We start from the raw sequence: 15,373 nt of genomic DNA, 5'->3' as shown, positions 1-15,373 counted from the left end.
GTGTGGCTTACATGTTTTTCACCCATTCTTTAATATATCCTGTAAGGTCTCTTTTTTCTGTTGTAGCCTCTTCAAAAGTTTCATTTTTCATATTATCAACCAACGTATGAATTGCTTTTAATACATTTTCATCGTTAATTTCGGCTATTTTATCGTAGAGATCTTCTTTTAAAACATCAACGTCTATATTCATTCTTATAACTTTTTTGCTGGTTTCTTACAAAGCTACTAAACAATATATATAAAATAAAGTTAAATTATACTGCTACAACTCCTTTTATGTGAGGGTGTGGGTCATAACCAATCAACTCAAAGTCTTCAAAAGTAAAATCTTCAATATTTTTTATTCCTGAATTAATTTTCATTTTAGGAAGAGATCTAGGCTCACGTGATAATTGTAACTCTAATTGCTCCATATGATTATTATATATATGAGCATCACCAAACGTATGAATAAACTCTCCTGCTTCATAACCACAAACTTGTGCAACCATCATGGTAAACAACGCATAAGACGCAATATTAAAAGGAACTCCTAAAAATATATCTGCACTACGTTGATACAATTGACATGAAAGTTTCCCGTCTGCTACATAAAATTGAAAAAATGCATGACATGGAGGTAATGCCGCTTTACCATTTGCTACGTTTTCTGCAAACGATTTTGAAGTATCGGGTAAAACTGAAGGATTCCATGCAGACACTAACATTCTACGGCTATTAGGATTGCTTTTTAATGTTTCAATTACTTCTTTTAATTGGTCTATTTCATCACTATTCCAATTACGCCATTGATGTCCATAAACTGGCCCCAAATCACCATTTTCATCAGCCCATTCATTCCAAATACGTACACCATTTTCTTGTAAATACTTAATATTGGTATCACCTTTTATAAACCATAATAATTCATAAATAATCGATTTTAGGTGTAGCTTCTTAGTTGTTACCATTGGAAACCCTTCACTCAAATCAAATCTCATTTGATATCCAAAAACACTCTTAGTTCCTGTTCCTGTTCTATCTCCTTTTTCGTTTCCGTTTTCTAAAACATGCTTTACTAAATCGTGATACTGCTTCATCCTTCTACGTTTAATTGTTAAAATTGTTGATTTGTTTAACAACGTAAAAATAAAAAAGCATCTACAAAAAATGTAAATGCTTTTAAAATTATATTAATAAGTTATCAACTATAACTATGCCCAAACACAGTTTCCGTTACTTTGACAGTAACCGTAGTCACAAAACTCAAAACCGTTAGCAAATCTTGTACAACACATGTTGCTTCCTTTACAGTAGGTATAGCCACCTCCGTTAATTTGGTTTTGTTCACTTTTTGATAACGTTTTAATTCCTTTTAAACTTTTCAGTTTTTTCATGATAGATTTAATTTTGGGGGTTAATATTGGTATAAATATATCAAAAAAAGTGAACAAACAAAACTATCAACCTAAAAAACAATAGATTACAAAAAACCTATTATTCTAAAAACCTTATTAACCAATAATCATACCTGCTATTGTTGCTGACATTAACGAAGCAATTGTACCTCCTATTAAAGCTTTCATACCAAATTCAGATAAGTTTTTACGCTGACCTGGTGCTAATGAACCAATTCCTCCAATTTGAATTCCAATAGAAGCAAAATTTGCAAAACCACATAACATATAAGTAGCCATAATTACTGACTTGCTATACGTTAAATGTGTTGCACTTGCAGCATTTTTTAAGTCTGCTAATTGGATATACCCCACAAACTCACTTGCAGCTAATTTAATACCCAATAATTGTCCCATTAATGCCATATCTTCTTTAGCTACTCCTATTAACCACATTAAAGGTGCAAAGGCATATCCTAAAATAAATTCTAACGATAATGCTTCATAAGGTGTAGCTCCTTCAATCAACTCATTCAAAGAAGTAAATTTCCAGCTGAAATATTCAATTCCATCAAAACCTCCAATTCCTCCTAAAATACCATTTATCATGGCTATAAATGCAATAAATACTAATAACATTGCTGCAACATTCATTGCTAGTTGTAAACCTTCTGTTGTTCCATTAGCAATAGCATCTAAAATATTTGAACCAATTTTTTCTGATGAAACTTGTACATCTGTATTTACTTCTTCAGTTTGTGGATATAATATTTTAGAAATAATAATTGCTCCTGGTGCTGCCATTACAGATGCTGCTAATAAATGTTTTGCATATAATAAGCGTAATGCTTCATCATCTCCTCCTAAAAATCCAATATAAGCAGCTAAAACAGCCCCTGCTACGGTTGCCATTCCTCCTATCATTACTAATAAGATTTCAGAACGGTTCATTTTCTCTAAATATGCTTTAATTAACAAAGGTGCTTCTGTTTGTCCTAAGAAAATATTTCCTGCTACCGATAAACTTTCTGCTCCAGAAATCTTTAAAAATTTAGATAACAACCAAGCTAATCCTTTTACTACTTTTTGAATTAACCCTAAATAGAACAACACTGATGTTAGTGCCGAGAAAAATATAATTGTTGGTAATACTTGAAAAGCAAAAATAAATCCAAAAGAATCCATATCAGCAACTAAACCGCTGAATAAAAACTCACTTCCTGCTCTTGTAAAATCTAATACACTAACAAATAAACCTCCTACTAACTCAAATGTTTTTTGCACAAAGGGAACTTTTAAAACTCCTATTGCTATTAATAATTGAAAAGCTAATCCCAGTCCTACTGTTTTCCAATCTATACCTCTTCGGTTTGCACTAAATAAAAAAGCTATAATTAATAATGTTACCATTCCTAAAGCTCCTCTCCATAAACTTTGCATTGAGAAACCTTGACTTGGAATTATTTTACTTGTATTATCTACTACTTCTTCAGAGTCTTTTTCTAAAACTACTTTTGGTTCTGTTGTAAAGTTATAAAGTATGTTTTTTTCTGAAAGTGTTAATACTTCATCTGTTAACTCAACTACATTGTAATAACGAACTGTATCGTTAGGTTGTTTGTAGTTAAAAATTAATAAGTTATTTTGATGAATATAGTTTCCTGAAGCTTGTAAACTATCTTTTGCTACTAAAGAGTATGTAAAATTGCCTTCTGATAAGGTAAAAACATCTGTAGGATCTATAGAAACAATTGAATCTCCTTTGGTTGTTGTAATTGATGAGAAATTCCACTTTTTTTCAATGCTTTGGCTAAAAGTTATCATCGTAACGCAAAGCATTATGAAAGTAAATAGTTTCTTCATTTTTAATATTTTAAATTAAGAACGTTTGCTGATTTCATCACGAATTTTAGCCGCCAATTCGTAGTTTTCATTGGCTACAGCATCGTTAAGTTGTTCGTGTAATTCTTTAAGTGATAAGTGTGAGTAGTTCCCTTGATCTTCTTCTTCCTCTTCAATTGAAAACTCAATCTCATCTTCATCAGAATCCAAATCTTCTTCAATTGTTAATTCTTCATCCATTTTTAGATAAATACCTGCTTTATCTAAAATATTTTCGTAGGTAAAGATTGGTGCTTCAAATCGAACTGCCAAAGCTATTGCATCTGACGTTCTTGTATCAATAACCTCTTCCACTCCTTCTCTTTCGCAGATTAAGCTTGAATAAAACACACCATCAACTAGCTTGTGTATAATTACCTGCTTAACTGTGATAGAAAATCTATCAGAAAATGTTTTAAATAAATCGTGAGTAAGTGGTCTTGGAGGACGGATTTCTTTTTCCAATGCTATTGCTATTGATTGTGCCTCAAATGCTCCTATGATTATAGGAAGTGTTCTGGTTCCTTCCATTTCACTCAGCACTAAAGCATATGCCCCACTTTGTGTTTGGCTATACGAAATCCCTTTTATAGTTAGTTTAATTAAACTCATGTACAATCAATCATCATAAAATACAAAAAAACTGTCTAAATTTAGGCCTTTTGCTTAAAATTTTAGACAGCCTTCTAAAGTGGGCACAATTTACTAAAAATTATGAGTTGTACTCTAATTTATAGAAAAAGAAAAAATTACCACTATTTTATGCTTCTTTAAAAGCTTTTAATTTGTCTACTAACTGAGGTACAACTTCAAAAGCATCACCAACAATACCATAATCAGCAGCTTTAAAGAAAGGAGCTTCAGGATCTGTATTGATAACTACTTTTACTTTAGAAGCATTAATTCCTGCTAAATGCTGAATTGCTCCAGAAATACCAATAGCAATATATAAATTAGAGGCTACTGGCTTACCTGTTTGCCCCACGTGTTCACTGTGTGGACGCCATCCTAAATCAGATACAGGCTTAGAACATGCAGTTGCTGCGCCTAAAACATCAGCTAACTCCTCAACCATTCCCCAGTTTTCAGGTCCTTTTAAACCTCTTCCTGCAGAAACAACAATATCAGCATCAGCAATCGTAACTTTTCCAGTTGCTCTATTAATATTTTCAGATTTCACTCCTAATTCAGGTAATGTAGCATCAAAACTCTCAGCAGAGCCACTTACTGCATTTTCATGTGCTCCGTAAGAATTCTTAGCAACACCTATTACTTTTTTCTCTGTTGAAATTTCAGTATTATTGAATCCTTTATTTGAGAAAGCCTTTCTTTTAACGACAAAAGGACTTGTGCTACTCGGTAATGCTACAGCATTTGAAGCATATCCTGCTTCTAAAGCTACAGCTACTAATGGTGCTACAGTTAATCCATCAACACTAGAGTCGATAATTACTGTGTTAGCTCCTTTTGCTTCTGTTACTTGTTTAATAATTGAAGCATATGCTTTAGCATTGAATGAAGGTAAGTCATTCTTTACTTCTACTACATTCTCTGCTCCGTAAGTATATAATTCAGAAGCATCTCCTCCATTAATAGTTAACACTACTAAGTCGCTTCCTAATTGTTCTGCTACTTTTTTTCCGTATGAAACAACCTCAAAAGCTGTTTTTTTGAATTTTCCTTCCGATGAATCGGCAAAAACTAATACAGACATATTTATTTATTTTTTTAGTCGTTAGTGGTTAGTTTTTTATCATTAAACACTAACAAATATTTTTATTTTTTTCTTTTGAACTCTATTAAAACAGGTTAACTGATTAAATTACTTTCGCTTCGTTATGTAATAAATTAATTAAATCATCAACATTATCAACTAACTTAACCGCTCCTTTTGGTGCTGGTTTTTCAAAGTTTTGAGTTGTTGTCGCTGCTGCTGCACCCGTTGGTTCAACTACACTTAATGGCTTTTTACGCGCCATCATAATACCTCTCATATTAGGAATACGTAAATCTTTTTCTTCTACAATTCCTTTTTGACCTGCAATTACCATTGGTAATGTTGAAGATACTTTTTCTTCTCCTCCGTCAATCTCTCTATCTAAAGTAGCATTTGTTCCATCTACCTCTACACCAACACAACCATTAACAAAGTTAAAATCTAATAAAGAAGCTAACATCCCTGGTACCATTTGCCCATTATAATCAGCAGATTCTTTTCCTGCTAATACCAAATCATATCCTCCATTTTTAACAACTTCAGCTAATTCTTTAGCAACCATAAATCCGTCAGTAGGTTCAGCATTTACACGAATTGCATCATCTGCACCAATGGCTAAAGCTTTACGTAATGTAGGCTCTGTAGAAGCTCCTCCAACATTCACTACAGTTACACTTGCTCCTTGTTTTTCTTTAAACCACATTGCACGAGTTAAACTAAACTCGTCGTATGGATTTATAACATATTGAACCCCGTTAGTATCAAACTTTGTATCGTTATCAGTAAAGTTGATTTTTGAAGTAGTATCAGGTACATGACTGATACAAACTAATATTTTCATATATATCGTTGTTTTAAAGAAACTTAATTTTGTGCGACGAAGTTAAGGATTTTTTTTAATTTACTATGCACGCATAATAAATTTTTTCCTCAACATTAATCAACCTCAAAATTAAGGTATTATTATTACATAATCATTTGTTGATTTTAAAGCTACAATATTACCCCTATTTTTATTATTTTTGCACTCTTGATAAACAACTACTTATAAAACGTATGAAAACAGTACAATTTAGAGAAGCCGTTTGCGAAGCAATGAGCGAGGAAATGCGTAGAGACGAAAGCATTTACTTGATAGGAGAAGAAGTTGCTGAGTATAATGGTGCATATAAAGCCAGCAAAGGGATGTTAGACGAGTTTGGTGCTAAACGCGTTATTGATGCTCCTATTGCAGAATTAGGCTTTGGTGGTATTGCTGTAGGATCAGCAATGAACGGTAACCGCCCTATTGTTGAGTATATGACTTTCAATTTCTCTTTAGTAGGAATTGACCAAATTATTAACAATGCTGCGAAAATCCGTCAAATGAGTGGTGGACAGTTTAACTGCCCTATTGTTTTCCGTGGGCCTACAGCTTCTGCAGGTCAATTAGCAGCAACACACTCACAAGCTTTTGAAAGCTGGTATGCTAACTGTCCTGGATTGAAAGTAATTGTTCCTTCTAATCCATACGACGCAAAAGGTTTATTAAAAGCTGCTATTCGTGATGATGATCCAGTAATTTTTATGGAGTCTGAGCAAATGTATGGTGATAAAATGGAAATTCCTGAAGGAGAATACATCATACCTATTGGAGTTGCTGATATTAAAAGAGAAGGTTCAGACGTAACTGTAGTATCTTTTGGTAAAATTATAAAAGAAGCATATAAAGCTGCTGACGAATTAGCTAAAGAAGGGATTTCAGTTGAAATTATCGATTTACGTACAGTTCGTCCAATGGATCATAAAACTATTTTAGAATCTGTTAAGAAAACTAACAGATTGGTAATCTTAGAAGAAGCATGGCCATTTGGAAGTGTTTCATCAGAAATTACTTTTAGAGTGCAAGACGAAGCTTTTGATTACTTAGATGCTCCTATTAAAAGAATTACAACTGCTGATGCTCCTGCGCCATATTCTCCAGTATTATTGGAAGAATGGTTACCTAATGCAAACGATGTTGTATCAGCCGTAAAAGAGGTAATGTACCGCAAATAATTGAAGAAAAAAGAAATTGAAAAATAAATTAAAATCCTTTTGACTCTGGTCAAAAGGATTTTGTAGTAAAAAAAATGATGAAACATCTTCTTACCTTACTATTACTACTAACTACCAGTGTTTTATGCGCACAATTAACCATACAAGGTAAAGTAGTTGACGAGTTTGACACTCCAATGCCTTTCGTTAATGTAATCCTAAAAAACACCACACACGGAACCACGACTGATGACAACGGAAGGTTCTATCTAAAAACAAATAAATACAGAGGTACACTCGAAATATCTTTTGTAGGATTCCAAACGCAAACAATAAAAGTTAGTCAAAAGACAAAGTTTTTAAGTGTTGTTTTAAAAGAGGAAAGTAATGAGTTAGAAGAAGTTGTTATTGTTACCAAACCTAAAAAACGTTTAAAGAAAAAAGAAAATCCCGCTTATAGAATTTTAAAAGAAATATGGAAGCGTAAGCGAAAAAACGGACTTGACTTAGTTGATCATTATCAATACAAAAAAAACACATCCATAGAAATAGGGCTAAACAACTTAGATACACTATTCTTGAAAAAGATATTTAAAAAAGAATATAAACAAGCTCTTCAAGAAATAAATTATGATAGCGATGGAATAAATTATTACATTCCTATTTACTTAAATGAACAAGTTGCTAATGTATATGGAGACAATAAAAACGACAATATTAGAGAAGATATTGAAGCTGAAAAATCTGAAGGTTTAAGTGCCCAAGGTTTTATTTTTGATAGAATGGCTAATACTTTTCAAAATGTTGATGTTTTTAAAAACAATATCAACTTACTTCAAAAACCCTTTATTAGTCCTTTATCTACTGATGGTTTTTCTACTTACGATTATGTTTTATATGACAGTATTGTAAACAATAATAAAAAACTCTACAACATTTACTTCTTCCCAAGAAGGGATGGTGATTTAGCTTTTCAAGGGAACTTTTGGGTAGCTGACAAAAACTTCTCTATCAAAAAACTAAAAATGAAAGTCCACAAAAGCATCAACTTAAACTTTGTAAGAGGGCTTACTTTTGAAAAAGAATTTGAAGTACGAAACGACAGCATTTACATCCCTACTAAAAATGCTTATGAAGGAGACTTTACTTTTATTGATAAAAACGAAAGTAATAAAGGGTTAACTATTAAAAAAAATATCATTTTTAAGAACTATGTCTTAGACAAAGCACTTCCTAAAAGCTTTTACGAACAGACTATTGAAAAGATTAGGCCTGATCAATACGAAAAAGAAGAATCTTATTGGGCAGATGTTCAATCCAATGAAAGTAAAAACACCTACAAATTAATTGAAAGTGTTAAAGAAAAGAAACAAATAAAAAACCTAACAGGTCTAATTAACACAGTGGCCAGTGGATATATAAACACCAAATTTGGTGTGCAAATTGGACCTTTATGGACTGCTTTTGCTAACAATCAAGTAGAAGGATTCAGAACCAAAATGGGGTTCAGAACCTTTGTTACTAAAGATGATCGTTTTCGCCTAGGAGGTCACATTGCTTATGGCTTTAAAGACAAAAAAGCAAAATATGGCGCAGAAGCACGCTACCTTTTGTCTTACAAACCAAGAATTGCAGTTGGTGTTGCATATCAAAAAGATATTGAACAATTAGGTAGTACCTTATTAAACACAACACAACTTTTAGGAAGAAGTTTTGGTACGGCTGCATTATTTTCAAGAGGAGATAATTTCTTTTTATCTAATATTGAAAAAATAGCTACAAATTTTGATTACCAAGTTCAACAGAACTTACATGTAGGGTTTAATTTTTCTCACTCAAAAATAAGATCAGCTTCCGAGAAAGATTTCTCTATGAATTACATTGATGAAAACGGAAATATTCAATCAAGAGTTACTGATGTAGCTTCCGATATTTATGTTTCTTTCACTCCTGGAAGATTTGTATATGGGTTAGGTGTAGAAAGACGTTTTGGACGAAATGTATTCCCTACTTTCGTATTAAACTACCGAAAAGGTTATAAAGGACCTTTTAATGGAACTCACAGTTACGATAAAATCCAATTCAAATACAGCCAACCTATTCTACTTAGTAAGTTTGGAACTTTAGACGCTAGTATTGAAGCAGGAAAAACATTTGGTACTGTTCCTGTTGCTTTATTAAGTCCTATTCCTGCCAATCAAACATTTTCATTAGTAAAAGATACTTTTGCCTTACTTAATTACTACGATTTTGTTGCTGACGAATATTTAGCAGGACATTTTGAACACCATTTTAATGGTTATATTCTGAATAGAATTCCGCTATTGAAAAAATTAAAACTAAGAAGTTTAGTTTCTTTTAGAGCTGCTTACGGAAATATATCTCAAGAAAATAGAGCTATAAACGATGGCTTATCTAATAGCAGTGGAGCATACAACATTAACTACAACGCTCCAAACAAACTATATTATGAATATAGTGTTGGGCTAGAAAATATTGGGTATGGTAACTTACGTTTTCTGAGAATTGATGCTATTTGGAGAAGTAATTATACACCTCCAGCAGGATCAGTTGTTGCTCCAACACCAAAGTTTGCAATCCGTATAGGTATTAAACCCGGCTTATAATCATACATTTAACCATAAATTACCTTTATTTTTTCTTAAAAAAAACTAATAAATCACTACTTTTGCAAACCGATTTTAGAAAACGAAGAAAAGTTTAGAATATATGACCGCAAAAGAAAGAAAAACAGTTGATGTTTTAATTGAAATACCAAAAGGTAGTAGAAACAAGTACGAATACGATTTTGATTTAGGGAAAATTCGTTTTGACAGAATGTTATTCTCTTCAATGATGTACCCTGGAGACTATGGGTTTATTCCTCAAACTTTAGCATTAGATGGTGATCCATTAGATGTTTTAGTTTTAGGTGCTGAACCAACTTTCCCAATGTGTGTTATGGAGGTAAAACCAATTGGTGTTTTCCATATGGCAGACGAAAAAGGTCCAGACGAAAAGATTGTTTGTGTACCAGTATCTGATCCTATTTGGAACAGATATAATGATATCACAGATCTAAACCCTCACCGTCAAAAAGAAATCACACACTTCTTCCAAGTATACAAAGACTTAGAAAAGAAAAAAGTTGATATCGGAGACTGGGGTAATGCTGATGAAGCTTACGAAATTTTAGACAAGTGTTTAGAGCGTTATGAAAATAGCGAACATAAAGCTAATGGAAATTTCAAGATTTAATCTGTAAAAAATTATCCTATATAAAACAAAAAACCTCTCAGTTGAAGCTGAGAGGTTTTTTGTTTAGTTATTGATTTTGTTATATTTACGAACACTTATAACTAATCAAATAACAATAACATGAAACAAAACATGATATATGTGCCAATACTTTTGGCACTTTTAGGACTCATTTTTATGTACATAAAAATGATCTGGGTTAAAAAACAAGATGCAGGAAATGAAAAAATGCAATCCATTTCAAAAAGTATTAAAGAAGGAGCTCTTGCTTTTTTAGCTGCCGAATATCGATTATTACTAATCTTTGTTATTATCGCTTCATCAGCTTTATTTGGAATCTCTCAATTGGTAGAAACAACCAGTATTATGATTGTTCCTGCATTTATCATAGGAGCTATATTTTCTGCACTAGCAGGAAACATAGGAATGCGTATTGCAACCGATGCTAACGCAAGAACAGCTGAGGCTGCAAAAACCAGTTTACCACAAGCTCTAAAAGTATCTTTTGGTGGAGGAACTGTAATGGGACTTGGTGTTGCTGGTTTAGCTGTTTTAGGATTAAGTCTATTTTTTCTAATATTCGTCGGTCAATTTATTACAGATGATGGAAATTTCTATAATGAAATGACTGTCGTACTAGAAGCTTTAGCTGGTTTTTCTCTAGGAGCTGAATCTATTGCTTTATTTGCTCGTGTTGGTGGAGGTATTTATACCAAGGCTGCTGATGTAGGTGCCGATTTAGTAGGTAAAGTAGAAGCAGGAATCCCAGAAGACGACCCTCGTAATCCTGCTACCATTGCAGATAATGTTGGTGATAACGTTGGTGATGTTGCTGGTATGGGGGCCGATTTATTTGGTTCATACGTAGCAACAGTATTAGCAGCCATGGTTCTTGGAAACTATGTTATTAGAGACATGTCAATAGACTCTACTTTTTCCGATGCATTTAACGGAATGGGACCAATACTACTTCCGTTAGTGATTGCTGGAGTTGGTATTGTAGCTTCCATTATTGGAACTTTTTTGGTAGGAATTAAAGATAACACAGCTAAAGAAGCTCAAGTACAAAAAGCATTAGACACAGGAAACTGGGTTGCTATTATTTTAACCTTAGCGGCAAGTTTTTTCTTAATAAAATGGATGCTTCCTGAAACAATGCAAATGAAATTCTTCGGTGCAGGTTTTAAAGAAGTAGCTTCCATTAATGTATTTTGGGCAGCCTGTATCGGTTTGGCAGTAGGTGCTCTTATTTCTATGGTAACTTCGTATTACACTAGTTTAGGTAAAAAGCCTGTGTTAGCTATTGTACAAAACAGTGCTACAGGAGCTGGTACTAATATTATTGCTGGTTTAGCTGTAGGTATGAAATCTACTTTCTTATCTGTTTTATTATTTGCTGCTGCAATTTATGGTTCATATTATTTTGCAGGATTTTACGGAGTTGCTTTAGCAGCTTCAGCGATGATGGCTACTACAGCAATGCAATTGGCAATTGATGCTTTCGGACCTATTGCTGACAATGCGGGTGGAGTTGCTGAAATGAGTGAATTAGAAGATCATGTCCGTGAGCGTACTGATATTTTAGATTCTGTAGGAAACACAACTGCTGCGGTTGGTAAAGGTTTTGCCATTGCTTCTGCTGCCTTAACAGCTTTGGCATTGTTTGCAGCTTATGTAACTTTTACAGGAATTGACGGAATAAATATTTTTAAGGCAGATGTATTAGCTATGCTATTTGTTGGAGGAATGATTCCTGTAATATTTTCAGCATTAGCAATGCAATCAGTAGGAAAAGCAGCTATGGAAATGGTCCATGAAGTTCGTCGTCAGTTTAGAGAAATTCCAGGAATTATGGAAGGAACTGGTACCCCTGAATATGCAAAATGTGTAGATATTTCAACCAAAGCTGCCTTAAAAGAAATGATTTTACCAGGGTTAATAACCATCATCACCCCAATTATTATCGGATTAGCTTTTGGTCCTGAACCTTTAGGTGGTTATATGGCTGGTGTTTGTGTATCAGGTGTTATGTGGGCTATTTTTCAAAATAATGCTGGTGGTGCATGGGACAACGCTAAGAAATCTTTTGAAGCAGGTGTTGAAATCAACGGAGAGATGACCTACAAAGGTTCTGATGCTCATAAAGCAGCCGTTACGGGTGATACTGTTGGAGACCCTTTTAAAGATACCTCTGGACCATCAATGAATATTTTAATTAAACTTACATGTTTAGTTGGTTTAGTTATTGCTCCAATATTAGGCGGACATACTTCTTCTGATACACATGAAGATGTAAAAAACACTAAAGTTTGGATTGACAAGAATAGTGAAAAACATGAAGTAAAACTTTCTACTGATGCTGAATTTACTACAGAAAACAAATTAGAAAACATCGTTAAAGTAAATATTGAAAAGAGTGACGATGGTACTGCTAAAGCTACTATTACTACTACAATTATTAAAAACGGTGAAGAAACAACTGAAGAAAAAACTTTTGAAGGTACTTTAGAAGAAGTTGAACAAAAAATTAAAGAGTACGAAAACTCAAAAAAAGAATAACCCTCAAAATTATATAAAACCTAAACCCGATAGCAGTATTGCTGTCGGGTTTCTTATTCCCTATTAGTGTCCGATTAAGTTTTTTTAAAAACTTTCTTAAGTTCTACTTTTAAAAGGGTTAAGGTGTGTTTTAGCATATAACACCTTACTTTAAAAAAAGCTAATAGTTTTCAGTTTTTAAGCTACGTTTTATCAAATTTAATTTTTAAAACTACACTATATCAGTTAGTTATAAAAAAGTCTTGTTTCTTTGTTCTAACAGCGAAGCGGTCTTTTATCTTTTATCGGATAATAATGCTTATTTCCCTATAAAAACCACCTACACCACACATTACCCAACAACAAAACTTAAAAAACAAACAAAACACTAACTTAAATGTTAAAAAACAATACAAAATTTAAAAAATGTTTGCTCTATACAAATATGTTTTTAAATTAGCCCCGCTAAAGAAATAAAAAAAAGAATTGCTGATTACCGAAATTGCTGATTACCGAAAATTCTTCATTACTTCTTAATAAAACTAAAAATTATTACCCTAAGGGTGCTAAAAATATTTTTGCGCAAGAATGGTCATAAAGCTATGAGTGACTAAAAAGAAATCATGGAAAAGTTAAATTATTAAATGCTATTCAAATGGTTAAAATTATACTACTCATAATAGCATTTATATTAAAAATTATGTTATTATGAAAACATTAGAATTAAATCAAATGGAAAATCTAGAAGGAGGAATTGAATGTAGCACTCTGTTTGGAGGTGCTGCAGGATTGTTGGTCTCAGGAGTTTTAATTGCCGCTTCTGGACCTGTCGGTGTAGGAGCATCAATATATTTGGGTGGTGCTGCTAGTTTATGGGCAACAGGTGTTTTTTGTTAATAATTAAATCATTTATATTATGAAAACTTTAGAGTTAAACCAAATGGAAGTCATTCAAGGAGCTGGCTTTTGGGAAGGTTTTTGTGGATCAACTAGTATTGTTGGTGGTGCAGCGGGAATTGCAGCTTATGCTGGATTAATAACTATTACAGGTGGTGCTGCTGCAGTAGGCTTGGGCGTTATAGGTATTGGGTGTGGAATTGCAGCTTTCACCTAAAAACAAATAAAACCAATGACTTGGGAAATAATTCCCAAGTTTTTTTAAAATTTAAAAAAATGAAAATATATTTTACGTTTGTTATAGTTGCTATTTTAATTATTATAAATAGGTTTCTAAAAATATTAGATTTACCTAATTATCTTTATAGTTTATCGTACTTCGTTGCTGGGACATGCTTATTTGTTGTTTATTATATAAATAATAAGAAAGTAGATAAATAATAATGTTTTGACCAAAAATGAAAAAGAAACTATTATTTATAATCATCATACTCTACATTTTTGTCTCTTACTTAACTAATAAATTTCTTTCTTTAGAAGATTTAATATATGGCTTTTACTCAGAACAGTTTGCTAAAGAACAAATAGAGCAAATAATTCAAAATCAAGAAAAATGGTCATGGATAAGTTATGCTATAATCCCTGTTTTAATCTTAATAAGAGGAGGTTTAGTTGCCTTATGCTTAAACGTTGGCTTATTTTTCTACGACACAGAAAACAAGATAAAATTTAAACAACTATTTAGAATAGCCCTGTTAGGAGAGTTTGTATTGATATTAGTAGGCTTTGTAAAACTACTATACTTTTTATTTATAAAAACAGACTATACCTTACAAGACATTCAACAATTTTATCCTCTGAGCTACATTAATTTTTTAGATATTAATAAGTTGGAGCCTTGGCTAATTTACCCACTACAAACTATTAATCTATTTGAAATAGCCTACTTTTTTGTACTGGTATATGGAGTACACAAACTACTAAAAAATAACTATTGGAAAAGTTTTGAAATCACCGCAGCTAGTTATGGCACAGGTTTAGTCATTTGGTTAGGGTTAGTAATGTTTTTAACCTTAAACTTAACCTAGGTTATTTAAAAGCGCTCCTTAAGTATAACCGAAATGATAAAAATTTCAGTAAAAAATAGTATAATGAAGAAAAAACTCAAATTAATTATAGGAATTGTATTGGTAGCTATTGTTACTTTTTTAGGCTATAAAATAACTACCAAGCTCAACCATAAAAAAGAAGTTGCTGAGCGTATTAAAACCGTCCCTAACTTTTCCTTTACAACCCTAAACGGAGAAAGCTTTACGCAAAACAACTTACAAAACAAACCCACTATTTTTGTCTATTTTAATTCTGATTGCGAGTATTGCCAATCAGAAACTACCAAAATACAAGAACGGTTACAAGATTTTAAACACACGCAATTGGTGTTTGTTTCTTATGAAAAAAAAGAACAAATATTGCAGTTTGCAAAAAGCTATAAGTTAGATAATCAAAAAAATGTTACTTTCTTAGAAGATACCAAGGCTAAGTTTGCCACTATTTTCGATGTAAACTCTATGCCCTACATTGTCGTTTACGACAAAAACAAACAACTACTACAAAAGTTTAAAGGAGATACTAAAGTAGATGAAATCTTAAAATTTATAGAATAAAGCAAGAGTTTTTTTTCTGAAGA

The 15,373-nt window shown here is 32.5% G+C and carries 15 protein-coding genes; 8 read left to right on the top strand and 7 right to left on the bottom strand.

The window, feature by feature from the left end; all coding sequences use genetic code 11:
• Positions 1-7 precede the first annotated feature (7 nt).
• The 7 genes from LCI24_RS05185 to LCI24_RS05155 form a co-directional block, all read right to left on the bottom strand.
• Positions 8-193: a hypothetical protein gene (locus LCI24_RS05185; RefSeq protein ID WP_047790311.1), complete on the bottom strand. Its 186-nt coding sequence runs from the start codon at positions 191-193 to the stop codon at positions 8-10.
• Between the two features lie 64 nt (positions 194-257).
• Positions 258-1,082, bottom strand: a complete 825-nt coding sequence (locus LCI24_RS05180; protein WP_274639466.1) for a thymidylate synthase — start codon at positions 1,080-1,082, stop codon at positions 258-260.
• A gap of 114 nt (positions 1,083-1,196) precedes the next feature.
• The gene (locus tag LCI24_RS05175) at positions 1,197-1,379 is read right to left on the bottom strand and encodes a hypothetical protein (RefSeq protein ID WP_274639465.1); all 183 of its coding nucleotides are present in this window, start codon (positions 1,377-1,379) and stop codon (positions 1,197-1,199) included.
• 117 nt (positions 1,380-1,496) lie between these two features.
• Positions 1,497-3,242 carry a NupC/NupG family nucleoside CNT transporter gene (locus LCI24_RS05170; RefSeq protein WP_274639464.1) on the bottom strand — a complete coding sequence of 582 codons (1,746 nt, stop codon included), beginning with the start codon at positions 3,240-3,242 and terminating at the stop codon, positions 1,497-1,499.
• A 15-nt stretch (positions 3,243-3,257) separates the two neighbouring features.
• Positions 3,258-3,872 carry a bifunctional nuclease family protein gene (locus LCI24_RS05165; protein ID WP_274639463.1) on the bottom strand — a complete coding sequence of 205 codons (615 nt, stop codon included), beginning with the start codon at positions 3,870-3,872 and terminating at the stop codon, positions 3,258-3,260.
• Between the two features lie 148 nt (positions 3,873-4,020).
• On the bottom strand, positions 4,021-4,974 hold the full coding sequence (locus LCI24_RS05160; protein ID WP_274639462.1) for an electron transfer flavoprotein subunit alpha/FixB family protein: 954 nt from the start codon (positions 4,972-4,974) through the stop codon (positions 4,021-4,023).
• A 103-nt stretch (positions 4,975-5,077) separates the two neighbouring features.
• Positions 5,078-5,818: an electron transfer flavoprotein subunit beta/FixA family protein gene (locus tag LCI24_RS05155; protein WP_274639461.1), complete on the bottom strand. Its 741-nt coding sequence runs from the start codon at positions 5,816-5,818 to the stop codon at positions 5,078-5,080.
• Between the two features lie 215 nt (positions 5,819-6,033).
• Between LCI24_RS05155 and LCI24_RS05150 the strand changes: the two genes are divergently transcribed.
• The 8 genes from LCI24_RS05150 to LCI24_RS05115 all read left to right on the top strand — a co-directional run bounded on the left by LCI24_RS05150 (position 6,034) and on the right by LCI24_RS05115 (position 15,350).
• On the top strand, positions 6,034-7,014 hold the full coding sequence (locus LCI24_RS05150; protein ID WP_099215632.1) for a pyruvate dehydrogenase complex E1 component subunit beta: 981 nt from the start codon (positions 6,034-6,036) through the stop codon (positions 7,012-7,014).
• 74 nt (positions 7,015-7,088) lie between these two features.
• On the top strand, positions 7,089-9,620 hold the full coding sequence (locus LCI24_RS05145) for a DUF5686 and carboxypeptidase-like regulatory domain-containing protein (protein WP_274639460.1): 2,532 nt from the start codon (positions 7,089-7,091) through the stop codon (positions 9,618-9,620).
• Positions 9,621-9,723: 103 nt separating this feature from the next.
• Positions 9,724-10,251 (top strand): inorganic diphosphatase, encoded by a 528-nt coding sequence (locus LCI24_RS05140; protein WP_099215634.1) that lies wholly within the window; start codon positions 9,724-9,726, stop codon positions 10,249-10,251.
• A 120-nt stretch (positions 10,252-10,371) separates the two neighbouring features.
• Positions 10,372-12,810: a sodium-translocating pyrophosphatase gene (locus LCI24_RS05135; RefSeq protein ID WP_274639459.1), complete on the top strand. Its 2,439-nt coding sequence runs from the start codon at positions 10,372-10,374 to the stop codon at positions 12,808-12,810.
• A 687-nt stretch (positions 12,811-13,497) separates the two neighbouring features.
• Positions 13,498-13,686, top strand: coding sequence for a hypothetical protein (locus LCI24_RS05130; RefSeq protein WP_274639458.1), 189 nt, complete (start codon positions 13,498-13,500; stop codon positions 13,684-13,686).
• A gap of 19 nt (positions 13,687-13,705) precedes the next feature.
• Positions 13,706-13,903, top strand: a complete 198-nt coding sequence (locus LCI24_RS05125) for a hypothetical protein (protein ID WP_274639457.1) — start codon at positions 13,706-13,708, stop codon at positions 13,901-13,903.
• Positions 13,904-14,144: 241 nt separating this feature from the next.
• Positions 14,145-14,774: a hypothetical protein gene (locus LCI24_RS05120; protein WP_274639456.1), complete on the top strand. Its 630-nt coding sequence runs from the start codon at positions 14,145-14,147 to the stop codon at positions 14,772-14,774.
• A gap of 63 nt (positions 14,775-14,837) precedes the next feature.
• Positions 14,838-15,350 carry a TlpA family protein disulfide reductase gene (locus LCI24_RS05115; RefSeq protein WP_274639455.1) on the top strand — a complete coding sequence of 171 codons (513 nt, stop codon included), beginning with the start codon at positions 14,838-14,840 and terminating at the stop codon, positions 15,348-15,350.
• Positions 15,351-15,373: the final 23 nt, after the last annotated feature.

The sequence above is a fragment of the Tenacibaculum larymnensis genome, assembly GCF_028829235.1.
GTDB classification, from domain to species: domain Bacteria; phylum Bacteroidota; class Bacteroidia; order Flavobacteriales; family Flavobacteriaceae; genus Polaribacter; species Polaribacter larymnensis.
Note: the sequence above shows the minus strand (reverse complement) of the source record. Positions and strands in the feature narration are given on the sequence as shown.

What these genes read in the sequence shown, in the direction of transcription:
- LCI24_RS05150 (WP_099215632.1), top strand. Translation starts at nt 6,034, where the DNA reads ATGAAAACAGTACAATTTAGAGAAGCCGTTTGCGAAGCAATGAGCGAG.
- LCI24_RS05155 (WP_274639461.1), bottom strand. Translation starts at nt 5,818, where the DNA reads ATGAAAATATTAGTTTGTATCAGTCATGTACCTGATACTACTTCAAAA.
- LCI24_RS05170 (WP_274639464.1), bottom strand. Translation starts at nt 3,242, where the DNA reads ATGAAGAAACTATTTACTTTCATAATGCTTTGCGTTACGATGATAACT.
- LCI24_RS05120 (WP_274639456.1), top strand. Translation starts at nt 14,145, where the DNA reads ATGAAAAAGAAACTATTATTTATAATCATCATACTCTACATTTTTGTC.
- LCI24_RS05125 (WP_274639457.1), top strand. Translation starts at nt 13,706, where the DNA reads ATGAAAACTTTAGAGTTAAACCAAATGGAAGTCATTCAAGGAGCTGGC.
- LCI24_RS05185 (WP_047790311.1), bottom strand. Translation starts at nt 193, where the DNA reads ATGAATATAGACGTTGATGTTTTAAAAGAAGATCTCTACGATAAAATA.
- LCI24_RS05175 (WP_274639465.1), bottom strand. Translation starts at nt 1,379, where the DNA reads ATGAAAAAACTGAAAAGTTTAAAAGGAATTAAAACGTTATCAAAAAGT.
- LCI24_RS05135 (WP_274639459.1), top strand. Translation starts at nt 10,372, where the DNA reads ATGAAACAAAACATGATATATGTGCCAATACTTTTGGCACTTTTAGGA.
- LCI24_RS05160 (WP_274639462.1), bottom strand. Translation starts at nt 4,974, where the DNA reads ATGTCTGTATTAGTTTTTGCCGATTCATCGGAAGGAAAATTCAAAAAA.
- LCI24_RS05180 (WP_274639466.1), bottom strand. Translation starts at nt 1,082, where the DNA reads ATGAAGCAGTATCACGATTTAGTAAAGCATGTTTTAGAAAACGGAAAC.
- LCI24_RS05165 (WP_274639463.1), bottom strand. Translation starts at nt 3,872, where the DNA reads ATGAGTTTAATTAAACTAACTATAAAAGGGATTTCGTATAGCCAAACA.
- LCI24_RS05115 (WP_274639455.1), top strand. Translation starts at nt 14,838, where the DNA reads ATGAAGAAAAAACTCAAATTAATTATAGGAATTGTATTGGTAGCTATT.
- LCI24_RS05145 (WP_274639460.1), top strand. Translation starts at nt 7,089, where the DNA reads ATGATGAAACATCTTCTTACCTTACTATTACTACTAACTACCAGTGTT.
- LCI24_RS05130 (WP_274639458.1), top strand. Translation starts at nt 13,498, where the DNA reads ATGAAAACATTAGAATTAAATCAAATGGAAAATCTAGAAGGAGGAATT.
- LCI24_RS05140 (WP_099215634.1), top strand. Translation starts at nt 9,724, where the DNA reads ATGACCGCAAAAGAAAGAAAAACAGTTGATGTTTTAATTGAAATACCA.